Below are 10,326 nucleotides of genomic sequence, written 5' to 3'. Positions count from 1 at the left end.
ATATCGTTCTCTTTCTTCTAGAACCTTCCCTTCAGCAGCCACAGCAGCCTCATCATATTCATCCTTGAAGAGTCGTGGCGAAAGGAAGAGCAAATCTTCGTCATCCGATGTGGTCGTGAAATAAACACGATTGATGTCGTGAGCCGAAGTATCCATTTCGCACTTGAGCATCGTAGCAATCCTCACCTGATTCTCCAGAACCGTCTTGCCCTTTTCACGCTCAAACACCGCATGTCCGCCCTGTCTTGCACTACGCTCCAGCATCAGCAATCTGTACTTGTCCGGTTCTTTCAGCAGCAGCTTGGCAGCCTTGGCAAAAGCCTCCGGCTCATCCATATCAAATCCGAAAGCACCGCTTGGCAGTTTCATTCCCTTCACCACGCCTTGCGGATAATGGCCGGAATAATTAAACTGTACCAGTCTCCGTTTCGCAGCATCGTTTCCGGCACGAGCCAGACGAAGATTCGCCTTCTGCTCGTTGCTTCCACGCAGCTGCTTATACTCCTCTTCCGAGGTGATGGAGCGGGCAACCTTGTGCCCGTTCTCCACCTTAATTAAATAACAACTCATCTATGTGTTTCTACTTTCAATTTAAGTTGAACATCTATATCCTCTATCGTTTCAATTGATAATCCACAACCGCATCAGCAGCCTCTTCTGCCTCCTTCACGAGAGTATTGGCGATATTGATTCCCTCGTCGCAAAACACCTTCAGGGTGAGCTGGATAGCTCCGTCCTTGGTCTTACTCACACGTCCGTGAGCCAGCTTTCTGATCAGTTCCGCCTGCGAGCGGATTCTTGGTTTCGCCATGAAGTCGAAAGTACCGTCCGTCAACTGCTGGGCAATGCCCGGCGAGCGGAACCCCTCCACCTTGTTTCTCACCCCTTCGTTTTCAGGTGAAAACATGAAACACTTGCCTTCGTCATAGAAAGCCACACCACCCAGCTGCACGTGCTGGCAGCCGTTATTATTTACCTGCTGGTTATTCACCTGCTGTTTATTTACTTTTTTCATAATCTGAATTGAATTTTAGGAGAAGAAACATCCGGATTGTTGCGCGCTTTACCATGGAAAATCCTCCTCTGTTTCAACTCAGTTTTTTACCTTTTTTGCCTCCTTTTAGCCTTTAACGGGGGACCAGCGATTCCATCGCTGGGAACGGGGGCGGAAAGGGGTTAAGGTTCTTTTACCTTTTTACCTTTTTACCTTTAAAAAAGCCTTTTTACCCTTTTACTTTTTCAATGTCCGTAACCAGGATGTCCTGATAAACCTGCCCATTGTACTCACGAGTCGTGAATCGGAGCGTAACCGCCACCAATGTTCCCGGAGCGAACTTACACTGGGCAATGTTGCCGAGCATTGCCGCAGCATACTGGTTCTCGTACTTGCCGCCCATCTCCTGGAGGATGATGTTGCATTTCATCATCTGGCCGTTCTCACTCTTCTGACTCTGTACAGCGAAAGCCTCGCCCTGCTGCACTACTCTCATAAACATTCCGTTCATAATCTATAACTGCAAGACCTAGCCTTCCTTTCAAGGCTGATTAGTTCCAACTCCGATCTTGCTGAAAGCTGGTGCAAAGATAAGAAGTCTTTGAATGCGCTGGAACAGTTGGTGAAAGAATGCCCCCTCATCTTTTCACCACTTTTTATTTCAGCTCTGCTTCAAGAATGTTTTTCATCACGATAAGCAGGCTGCCGGCTCCAACGCCCCCATTGACCATTCGCCTTTCATATTCCTTATTAATAAGGTTGAAGAACAGTTTCAGATAGAACCGTTCCGTAGCATTCTTCATCTCCTTCCCATCTCTGATGTTCCTCAGCGTAGGATAGTTGATGCTGCTGTCGAGCCTTGCCAGTTTGCTGTGCGTATAGCCCAGCTTGATGACGGCTTCATAGGCAATGCCCAGAGCCGTAAGCTGATGTTTTTTTTCTGCCATGATTCCTGATCGGTTTGCGAGAGAAGCCGTGGATTACCGATGGCCATCTTCAATCACATTGTGAGGTTCCCCGCCTCCGCTCAGGTTATAACTATTAAATACGAAAACACTCGGAAATGAGAAACTGATTCCCAAATCCGAGCGCAAAGATAAGAATATTAGTCTGTAGATAAAAATACGCATAAAAAAATAAGGAGGCTATTTCTTATCAGCAATTTATCTGCTGATAATCAGACAGAAAGAGGGCGCTGACAGAATTATTCCATCAACGCCCTCATTATCTTTATCTGTAATAGCTGCTTTTTATCCGACTGCAGATAATATGAATTGCTTTATTTTAGCATGCATTTCTTTGGTTAAAGTAGTATTACTGGATCCGAAATCGGCATGGTTTCCAATATAGGCTCTCACGTTCACTCCTACTGCATCACTGATTGTTTGGATACTGCCCTCCAAAACAACATTCTCACCGTAAGGTATAGTATGAAGTATGCCCAGCACATTTGCTACAAGTTTCAGATTGTAGCCCCATTTATTTCCTCGTGGTTGTTTCTCTTTTAACAAGAGAGGTATTTCTTGCTCTGCACAAATATTTCTCCAAATATATTTGTAAACATCCCAGTCTATATTCAGAATGCCTCTGATTCCCCGTGTGAGCTTCTCTATCTTTTCTACCCATTTCTCCACATTAGCCTTAGCTTCTTCATCCATCAATTCCAAAGGAGATTTCACATTCAAATAGTCTGTTACGGGTAAAATAATCTTATTTCCCTCGTTATCGTAGCGTCTGCTTTTATATGCCGCGATTAATTTCTTAAAAAAAGGCTTGTTGGGAGAATTCTTCAAAAGACGAGCCAAGACCGTACAGACAGCCCGGTTAGGATTACGCTCGGCAGCATCATCCTCTTCATCTGGTGCTGCATCACACATCTGGGTGAATAGAACCGTAAGAATGATTATGGCGGTGGACTCAGACTGGTGCCGTTTCACGAGATCTCCATAGAGAAATTCTACTTCATTATCACGATGTTCTTTGATTTCAGACAGTTTCTGGCGAATCATTTCTGTTTCACTCCATACTTCTACAGCATTCAGTCCGTTCAGTTGTTGTTCAAGCAAACAGAGGAGCCATGTCCAGGTTCTAAACAAATCATCGCCCCTATAAAGGGCACGCAAAGAGGTCAGTTTCTCCTCCGAAAAACGTTCAAACTTTTCCATCTTTCAACCAGTTTAATGAGTGAAAACATCAGGCATGTCCTTCATAAATACCTTAACCTTATCCATTGCAGATTGTCCCATGCCAGGAAGCGGCTGCGCTCCTATTGCCAGATCATTGAACACCTCTGAATCAAGTTCGCGCACCACGTATTGATCTTTGCCACACAAAATAGCTTTCCCCTTTTCTCCCTTAGGAAGCATTTTTATCCACGCACCTGCGCTAGATGCTCCTGCAATAAGTGCCGTCTGACGCTGATTGTTGCGGTCGATTTTCACAGCACCACCCTCATTGGCTCCAAATGTAAAATCAAGGTCACTATCCCAATCCTCACGGGCTGTAGTTAGGTATTTGTCCATCACCTTGGTGAGACGGTCTAAATTGAGATGAGGAAAATGAAAGGTTACTTTACTGAACCCCTTAGGATATTTACTCAGGGTTTCCCAAAAGACATTTGTTCCATAAACCGCAGACAGCTTAACTTTCAGAAGTTTACACTTTAGCAGTTTGCAGAAGGATGCTTCTAGGATATTAGCCACAGTCTTCGTATGGCTGAAAGCCATAGTTTTTTGCTCAATGGCGATACGCTGGATTCCTGGGCGATTGTCTATAATGACCAGACAATTTCTATAATCAGCATATTTTTGAGACAACAAATGTTCATCGGTAATAGTCACGTTTGTAACATTTGCCACACGCATCACATAGACATTATCTTGTGGTTTCACTATTTGTTTGTGCCAGTATGGTTTCTTTCTGGCATTCTCAAACGGGAATGGTTTCTCGAAATCAGCCAGCAAAAGCTCTTCAAGCAATTGCTGGCGATTTTCAAATGATTCTTTCACATTTACATTTTCCCAGTCGGGGAACTCAAGTTGATGTTCTTCGTTAGGTTCTATAATGCGTAAGAAATTATAGTTATAAATTGCAAATTTAGACATATTCTTAAACGTTTGTTTATAAGTTTATTCAAGTTTGAATTTTATATTTATAGCCTGCTTTTTATAGCAGAATTGCCTTCAAAGGTACAAAAAAAATTTCGAAACATCTACGTTTTATTATAAATATTAACACAAAAATCCAGAAAAAGACTTACCAAGGGATTTTACCTTTTATACAAGAAAATGAGTATAAAAACTGATTATGTAAATAATGCTTACTGCCCCAAACAGAGCAATATTGAAGGAAGAAACTATGCAAAGGCTAATGATATAAAACATACTTATGATAGCTATGTTCGATATTTTTACTCTTCTATATAAAGAAGCAAAAGAACTGATATCAAAGTGGTTTTATAGAATTCCAAAGGGAAAACGCAAAAATCCTCTTCCTCACATCAATTCATGCTCCAAAGAAAGGGCATTTATGGCGGAAATGAGAGCGCAGGGAAGGCGAAAAGTGGGGCAAAGAAGCAACAACATTGTAGGAAAGGACGCTGACGTATGTAGTTTATTCCCATACATTTATATACAGACAAAAACTTAAATGTCTTATTATAAATCATTAAAGCAGAACAAATTACAAGAACAATACTAGCATAAAAGTGTATTAATTAAAGCCTCGGAATCCGGTCATTAATGCCCGGTCATTTTCGGTCATTAAGGTTTTCGGGGGCGAAAAATAGCTATAATATATATTAAAATATTTTAATATATATTATAGGGGCTAAATGACCGGAAGTGATTTTTCTTAATGACCGATAATAACCGGTCACTAATGACCGGATGCAGCCCGTTGCCATGACTCCCCTCACCTACTCTCGAAAGGCTCTATTTCACAAGATTCCGGAAAACTGAATTCAAGTTGCCGGAAAAGTATTGCTTCCTACAGTGCTTTTTCGTACCTTTGCACCAGCAATCGAAGGAAACGCCTTAGGTGCCTGAAAACGGGCATCTCTTACGACCGAGGCGGGGGATAAATGATGACAGGCGCCGGTCATCAATGACGACCCCGAAAAGGACAAGAAACAGGGCTTCCGGGGAGTTGCAAAAATGAACCTTTTAACACAAACGACTATGATTAATTACAGCATCGTAATGCGTAGCGTGAACGCAAATCTTCTGGCAATCAACCAGGCAAAGTCACGCATCAACCAGGCGAAGAAGGAGGGCAAGGAGCCTGAGAAGGCTGACCTCGACCTCGTGAAGACCGAGAAGCAGAACGCCTTTGCCGTGTCGCAGTACACCGACATCATGACCATCGAGAAGTTTGCCAAGCACATCACCTCTCATGGCAGCGTGTACTCCAGAGCCGACATCAGCGCCATCCTCTACATGGCAGTGGACTGCATGAGAGAGATGCTGCTCGAGGGCAAGAAGGTCCGTCTGGGCGACCTGGGTGACTTCTCCGTCCTGCTCACCTCGAAGGGTGCCGAGGATGCCGACAAGTTCACCGCGCAGAACATCACCGACGTGAAGGTGCAGTGGGAGCCTGGCCAGCAGTTCAAGACCCTGCGTGACGAAGCCGAGTTCAACCTCGTGGCAAGCCGTAGTGCTCAGGCTGCCGTGCTCAAGGCAATCAAGGAAGGCAAGACCAGCGTAGACCTCAATGCTCCAACCACTCCGGAGGGAGGCGATGACGGAACCAGCGGCGGCGGTTCTACTACCACCGGAGGTGGCGAGAATACCGGAGGTCAGGGCAGCGAGAGTTCCGGCGGAACGGGTAGCGAAGGCTCAGGCACCGACCAGGGCGGAGACGTAGGTTTCTAGACAGAGGGGGAGTTAAGGGAAGTTAGAGGGAAGTTAAGGGAAGTTAGAGGGACAAATGTCCTGCATCTTACAAAAAGACTATTGTCTCTTAACTTCCATAACGACCGTAGGGAGTGATAACTTCTTTAACTTCATTAACTTCATTAACTTCATTAACTTCTTTAACTTCATTAACTTCTTTAACTTCATTAACTCCCCCACTTGCAAAAACTGATTTGTTTAACCTTTAAATTAGAAAGACTATGAAAAGAGACACATGGAAGATGGTGTTGCAGATAGCCATCAGCATCTTGACGGCAATCGCAACCACGCTCGGAGTGACTAGCTGTGTAGGCTAGAAGTTGAAAATGAAGAATGGCCGTTCTCCTCTACCCCATGAGGAGGCGGTCATTTTTTCGTATTCCGGTCATTAACGGTCACGGTCATTAAGGTCATTAAGAAATTATAAAAGGAAAGTAGAGGGAAGACTGCAAAAAAATCATCTTTTTTTTGCTCGTTTTCCTTTTTTTTATTACCTTTGCCTTTACATATAAATATATAATAATATGATTACAGGAGAAATCAAAAAAATGAAAAAATATATAGATGGAAAAGAATATTATAAATATAGATGCACATGTCATAGATGATATCAGAACCATCATCACAAGGGCAAGAAACAGGGCGTATCAATCTATCAACGAAACCCTGATATGCTCAAACTGGGAAATTGGCAAACGTATTGTTGAAGAAGAGCAGCTTGGCAAGCAGCGTGCAGATTATGGAATACAGCTCATCAAGTCCATATCTCAGCAGTTGACGACTGAGTTCGGCTCCGGCTATGGTGTTCGTAACCTTGCCTATTTCAAGCAATTATACCAATATTTCCCTGATTGGGAGATTTTGCACGCGCGCGTGCAAAATCTTACTTGGACTCATCTAAAGAGTATTCTAAGAGTTACAGATGCAGAAGCTCGTCTATGGTATTTAAAGGAATCCTTCCTACAGAACAGCAACTTAAGGAAGAAATAGAAAAGCAGAAAGAAATATTTAGATTACAACATATAAGATAAGCTAGTACCCCCAAATATCTCTGCTACAAGATAATAGACACAAAGTAAACAAGACATTGAAGATTTGAGCATGAAGAAGATATTATTCCTACACGGATTCTTTGCCACGGGCAGCTGTCCGATGGCGAGAGCCTTGAAAGAGGCATTTGAGGGGACGGCGGTGGTGCTGGCTCCCGACCTGCCTTTGCACCCAAAGGAGGCACTGAAGGAGATTCGCTCCATCATCGACCGGGAGCAGCCCGACTTGCTTCTGGGCAACAGCTGCGGCTCTTTCCTCGCCCAGATGCTGGCTCCGGTGGTGGGCATTCCTGCCCTGCTCGGCAATCCGTATTTCATGATGACGGAGTTTCTGAAGGAGCGAATCGGCGAGCATGAATACAAGGCGCCGAGAAGGGACGGAAATCAGCGATTAGTGATTGACGAGGCGCTGATAGAGGAGTTTGCGGAGCTGGAAGCTGTGCAGTTTGACCATTGCAACCCCTATTATAAGAATCGTGTGTGGGGACTTTTTGGTGAGCAGGACACCCTGGCTCACTTATCCCCTCTCTTCCTGCAGCATTACAACCAAGCCTTCCATTTCCCAGGCGGTCATACGCCTACTGAGCAGGAGGTGAAGACATGGTACGCTCCCCTTGCCCAGAAAATGATGATGGAGTTTTCGGCAAAGGAAGAAAGATATTTCCAGCACTTTAAAGGCGGTAAATACAAGTTCATCCATTCTGCCTTCGATTCCGAGACCCAGGAGCGCATGGTGGTTTATCAGGCTCTCTATGGAGACCAAGCCTATTGGGTAAGACCGGAAGATATGTTCTTCGGGAAAGTTACGAGGGATGGCAGAACTTTTAATCGTTTCACAGAAATAGATAAATAATTATGGAGACATTTAATAACGTAATAAACAGTGGCCAGCTTGTTCTGGTAGATTTCTTTGCTACATGGTGCCAACCTTGCAAGGCGATGCACCCCATTCTGGAGCAGGTGAAGAGTGTATTGGGCGACCGCATCCGAATCATCAAGGTGGATGTGGACAAGTACGGCGTAACAGCAAGCCAATACCGCATCCAATCCGTGCCTACACTCATGCTCTTCCGGAACGGAGAAGTATTGTGGCGCACAAGCGGTGTGGTAGATAAAGCCGAACTGCTGGCTACGCTAGATCCATTCTTGACATAAAAAGATGAAAAGAATAAAGGAAGAACAGCGAGTTGTGGAGCAGATGATACGTTTGTACTGCAGAAAGAAGGAGGGCAACAAGGAATTATGTCCTGGGTGCCAAGAGTTGCTACAGTACGCTACTGCAAGACTGGAACGCTGTAAGTTTGGCGAAAACAAGCCTACTTGCAAGAAGTGTCCCATCCACTGCTATCGCCCTCAGATGAAAGAACGAATGTGCAAAGTGATGCGCTGGGCTGGGCCGAGAATGATTTTATATCACCCGGTTGCCGCCATCAAGCATGTCATGAGAGAATTGTAACAATAGAAAAATGAGCATGAAACAGATAGAAACTCTCGTCTTTGATTATGGAGGTGTCATCGTGAACATTGATGATGCCTCTGTTGTGAAAGCCATGGAGAGCCTGGGCGTTACGGCGTTCAAGCGACTTATCCATGTCCGAAAGATCAAGAGACTGATGCACCAATATATCAATGGTATGGTGGCGGAAGCTGAGACTTTGAAAGAGATGCTGAGCCTTTGCCGTAAAGGAACCACAACCGGGGATATTGAGAAAGTCCTGGAAGAGCTGTGTGGCAATCTGCCCGTGGAAAGACTGGAGGCATTGGTCAAGCTTCGGAAGCAATATAAGGTCTATCTGCTCAGCAACATCAACGATACGCTTTGGCAGAAATCAGTTAGTCAGATGAAGCAGCTGGGATATTCCACAGACGAGCTGTTTGATGAAGTGTTCCTCTCATACGCCATGCGGAAAGAGAAGCCATCCGTCGAAATCTATGAAGAGATGACGCAGAAGACTGGATTGAATCCTGCCACCACCCTTTATTTCGATGACCGCACAGAGAATGCCGAGGCAGGCAAGCGTTTTGGTTTCCAGAGTGTACTGGTAAAGACCAATTATCTGGAAGAGCATCTGGAATGGCAAGAAATTAACAAGAATATAAAAGAATAATCTTATGCGCATAATAGGAAACTTACTTTGGTGGCTCTTCGGAGGTCTCGAAGCTGCCATCGGTTATTTTACCGGAAGTCTGGCTCTTGCATGTACCATCATCGGCATTCCCTTTGCGATACAGACATTCAAGATTGGTCTGCTCTGCCTATGGCCTTTTGGTTCTACGGTAAGAGAAACGAATAGTCCAACTGGTTGCATTCGCATTCCGCTGAATTTACTCTGGCTGATTTTCGGGGGATTGTGGGCTTGCCTCATGCATCTGTTCTTCGGCTTTCTCTTATGTATCACCATCATCGGCATTCCTTGGGGTAAACAGCATTTCAAGATGGCCGGGCTTTCGCTCGCACCATTCGGCAAGGATGTGGAGTTGGGATTTTAAAGAAATAAGAAAAAGAAGTCGAAGGATATGAACACATTACACAGTTGCCTCGCCTACTATCTCCTTGCTATCAATGCAGTTGCATTCATCGTGTACGGCATTGACAAATACAAGGCGAAGAAAGCCAAGTGGCGTATTCCTGAAGCCACGCTTTTGTTGCTGGCTGTTCTTGGAGGAAGCATCGGGGCATGGATGGGAATGAAAGTCTGGCACCATAAGACGATGCACAAGAAATTCAAATACGGCATTCCTGCTATTCTGCTGATACAGATTGCGCTGATGGCGTATTTACACATGAAATAATAACAATATAAAGTACGAATTATATGAAAAGTTTTGCACCAAAGCCGTGGTTTGCACCACAGCCAGTGCTGATTATCGGCACATATAATAAGAATGGAGTTGCCAACGCAATGAACGCTGCCTGGGCAGGACAGTGGGACATGAAGGAGATTATGATCTCGATGGGAAATCACGTCACCACAGACAACCTGAAGCTTGGCGGTGAGTTTACCGTTGCCTTCGCTACCAAGAAAACCATGGTGGCTTCTGATTTCGTGGGCATTGTTTCTGCCAAGAACGACCCGAAGAAGATGGAAAAGACGGGATGGAACATCGAGAAGGCGACTATGGTCAACGCTCCTGTGTTCACCGATTTCCCAATGACCCTGGAGTGCCGCATCAAGGAGAAATATGACGAAAGCGAAACCGGCTATTATCTCGTTGCCGAAATCGTCAATATTCTTGTGGATGAAAAGTATCTGGCAGAAGACGGAAATCCAGACATGGAGAAAATGGATCTGATTGTTTTCGACCCTATTCATCACGGCTATATCCAGCTGGGCGAGAAAGTCGGAAACGCTTTCTCCGACGGCAAGGCTTTGAAATAATCAACGTAATT

At 44.7% G+C, this 10,326-nt stretch carries 15 protein-coding genes and 1 pseudogene; 10 read left to right on the top strand and 6 right to left on the bottom strand.

All coding sequences use genetic code 11. From position 1 onward, the window contains the following. The 6 genes and pseudogenes from ACTQ16_RS11060 to ACTQ16_RS11035 all read right to left on the bottom strand — a co-directional run. A pseudogene (locus ACTQ16_RS11060) lies at positions 1–570 on the bottom strand (DUF3987 domain-containing protein); the annotation flags it as partial. A 43-nt stretch (positions 571–613) separates the two neighbouring features. Continuing rightward, on the bottom strand, positions 614–1,015 hold the full coding sequence (locus ACTQ16_RS11055) for a hypothetical protein (RefSeq protein WP_441937429.1): 402 nt from the start codon (positions 1,013–1,015) through the stop codon (positions 614–616). 208 nt (positions 1,016–1,223) lie between these two features. Beyond that, positions 1,224–1,505 carry a DUF3127 domain-containing protein gene (locus tag ACTQ16_RS11050; RefSeq protein WP_297158509.1) on the bottom strand — a complete coding sequence of 94 codons (282 nt, stop codon included), beginning with the start codon at positions 1,503–1,505 and terminating at the stop codon, positions 1,224–1,226. A gap of 145 nt (positions 1,506–1,650) precedes the next feature. Further along, a complete protein-coding gene (locus ACTQ16_RS11045) occupies positions 1,651–1,941 on the bottom strand; it encodes a hypothetical protein (RefSeq protein ID WP_441937427.1) in 291 nt (96 codons plus the stop codon). A gap of 303 nt (positions 1,942–2,244) precedes the next feature. Next, a complete protein-coding gene (locus ACTQ16_RS11040; protein WP_441937426.1) occupies positions 2,245–3,159 on the bottom strand; it encodes a hypothetical protein in 915 nt (304 codons plus the stop codon). A 12-nt stretch (positions 3,160–3,171) separates the two neighbouring features. Further along, the gene (locus ACTQ16_RS11035; RefSeq protein WP_441937425.1) at positions 3,172–4,098 is read right to left on the bottom strand and encodes a hypothetical protein; all 927 of its coding nucleotides are present in this window, start codon (positions 4,096–4,098) and stop codon (positions 3,172–3,174) included. A 1,074-nt stretch (positions 4,099–5,172) separates the two neighbouring features. Between ACTQ16_RS11035 and ACTQ16_RS11030 the strand changes: the two genes are divergently transcribed. From ACTQ16_RS11030 to ACTQ16_RS10985, 10 genes are all read left to right on the top strand, one after another. Then, complete coding sequence (locus tag ACTQ16_RS11030) at positions 5,173–5,865, top strand: HU family DNA-binding protein (protein WP_441937423.1); 693 nt, start codon at positions 5,173–5,175, stop codon at positions 5,863–5,865. Between the two features lie 242 nt (positions 5,866–6,107). Beyond that, a complete protein-coding gene (locus ACTQ16_RS11025; protein WP_153126028.1) occupies positions 6,108–6,203 on the top strand; it encodes a smalltalk protein in 96 nt (31 codons plus the stop codon). Between the two features lie 247 nt (positions 6,204–6,450). Continuing rightward, on the top strand, positions 6,451–6,876 hold the full coding sequence (locus ACTQ16_RS11020) for a DUF1016 N-terminal domain-containing protein (protein WP_441937421.1): 426 nt from the start codon (positions 6,451–6,453) through the stop codon (positions 6,874–6,876). Positions 6,877–6,987: 111 nt separating this feature from the next. Further along, entirely contained in the window at positions 6,988–7,788 is an 801-nt protein-coding gene (locus tag ACTQ16_RS11015; RefSeq protein ID WP_441937419.1) for a YqiA/YcfP family alpha/beta fold hydrolase, read from the top strand. Between the two features lie 2 nt (positions 7,789–7,790). Further along, on the top strand, positions 7,791–8,090 hold the full coding sequence (gene trxA / locus ACTQ16_RS11010; protein WP_117588276.1) for a thioredoxin: 300 nt from the start codon (positions 7,791–7,793) through the stop codon (positions 8,088–8,090). Positions 8,091–8,094: 4 nt separating this feature from the next. Next, positions 8,095–8,391: a nitrous oxide-stimulated promoter family protein gene (locus tag ACTQ16_RS11005; RefSeq protein WP_118086277.1), complete on the top strand. Its 297-nt coding sequence runs from the start codon at positions 8,095–8,097 to the stop codon at positions 8,389–8,391. Between the two features lie 16 nt (positions 8,392–8,407). Next, positions 8,408–9,043 carry an HAD-IA family hydrolase gene (locus ACTQ16_RS11000; RefSeq protein ID WP_441937417.1) on the top strand — a complete coding sequence of 212 codons (636 nt, stop codon included), beginning with the start codon at positions 8,408–8,410 and terminating at the stop codon, positions 9,041–9,043. A 4-nt stretch (positions 9,044–9,047) separates the two neighbouring features. Next, entirely contained in the window at positions 9,048–9,425 is a 378-nt protein-coding gene (locus ACTQ16_RS10995) for a YccF domain-containing protein (protein WP_119237595.1), read from the top strand. Positions 9,426–9,452: 27 nt separating this feature from the next. Beyond that, entirely contained in the window at positions 9,453–9,728 is a 276-nt protein-coding gene (locus ACTQ16_RS10990) for a DUF1294 domain-containing protein (RefSeq protein ID WP_337946784.1), read from the top strand. 23 nt (positions 9,729–9,751) lie between these two features. Then, positions 9,752–10,315, top strand: coding sequence for a flavin reductase family protein (locus tag ACTQ16_RS10985; RefSeq protein ID WP_441937414.1), 564 nt, complete (start codon positions 9,752–9,754; stop codon positions 10,313–10,315). The last annotated feature ends 11 nt before the right edge of the window (positions 10,316–10,326 follow it).

The sequence above is a fragment of the Prevotella sp. LCP21S3_D2 genome, from assembly GCF_052118345.1.
GTDB lineage: Bacteria > Bacteroidota > Bacteroidia > Bacteroidales > Bacteroidaceae > Prevotella.
The sequence above is the reverse complement of the archived record's forward strand: the minus strand, read 5'-3'. Positions and strand labels throughout refer to the sequence as shown.